The sequence below is a fragment of the Nocardia sp. 2TAF39 genome, from assembly GCF_052114905.1.
Classification (GTDB): Bacteria; Actinomycetota; Actinomycetes; order Mycobacteriales; family Mycobacteriaceae; genus Nocardia.
The window spans coordinates 1-1,149 of the sequence record NZ_JBFRFQ010000137.1; the positions used below are offsets into that span (position 1 = coordinate 1).

The 1,149-nt window shown below is 62.0% G+C and carries 1 protein-coding gene; it reads left to right on the forward strand.

Features of this window, described 5'->3' with window-relative positions; all coding sequences use genetic code 11:
- Nucleotides 1-47 precede the first annotated feature (47 nt).
- A partial coding sequence (locus tag AB4Z47_RS30685; protein WP_441956208.1) for a condensation domain-containing protein occupies nt 48-1,149 on the forward strand: 1,102 nt, incomplete at its 3' end.

Genomic DNA, 1,149 nt, shown 5'->3' on the forward strand with positions numbered 1-1,149 from the left:
TTCCCGAGGAGCTTTGTTTGCCGATCGACAGGCCGCGGCCGGTGGTGATGTCGAATCGGGGTGCCACTGCGAGTTATTCGTTGCATACCGGGCTGGTTGAAGCGTTGAAAGGGTTCGCACGGCAACATAACTCGTCGTTGTTCATGGCGATTCACGGCGCGTTGGCCGTCCTGCTTGCCCGGTTGAGTGGTAGCACCGACATYCCGATCGGCACCCCGATCGCCGGGCGTGGCGCAGCCGCGCTCGACGACGTGATCGGCATGTTCGTCAACACTCTGGTGTTGCGGACCGACATCGATCTCGATGAATCGTTCACCGATCTACTCGCCCGGATCAAGCAGGTCGACCTGGACGCTTTCGAACATGCCGATATTCCGTTCGAGCAGTTGGTGGATCAGCTCGCCCCACAGCGATCCCAGTCCCGGCACCCACTGTTCCAAGTGCTTTTGGCATTCCAGAATCTGGAACGAGTCGAGCTCGAGCTGCCTGGTCCCGCGGTGTCGGTGGTCGACCTGCCCACCGAGGTGTCTCGCTTCGACCTGCAGTTCGTGCTGTCGGACGACCGCGACAGCGGCGATATGACGGTATCGGTCACCTACGCCACGGATTTGTTCGACGCGACGACCATCGATTCTCTTATGCACCGGTGGATCCGGGTACTGGAGTCGATAGCCGCCGACCCGACGATTCCGGTCGGGACGATCGAGGTACTCGAGCCCGCCGAACGAACCGATCTGTTGACCCGCTCCGGCCCACCCAGCACGGCACCCACCACACTGGCCGACCTGCTCACCACGGCGGCCGCACAGAACCCCGAGGCCACCGCGATCGTGTTCGACGGACAACAACTGAGCTACCGAGAACTGGACGAACGTTCGAACCGATTGGCCCGCCTCCTCATCCAACGAGGTATCGGCCCGGAAGACATCGTCGCGATCGGCATGCCGCGCTCTGTGGATTCGGTCCTCGCGGTATGGGCGATCACCAAATCAGGAGCCGCTTTCCTGCCGATCGACCCGACCTACCCCACCGAACGCATCACCCACATGACGACCGATTCGAAAGCCGCCATCGGCCTGACCACGACCTCCGTACGCGCACGACTCCCCGACACCATCAACTGGCTGACACTCGACAACCTCGACAAGG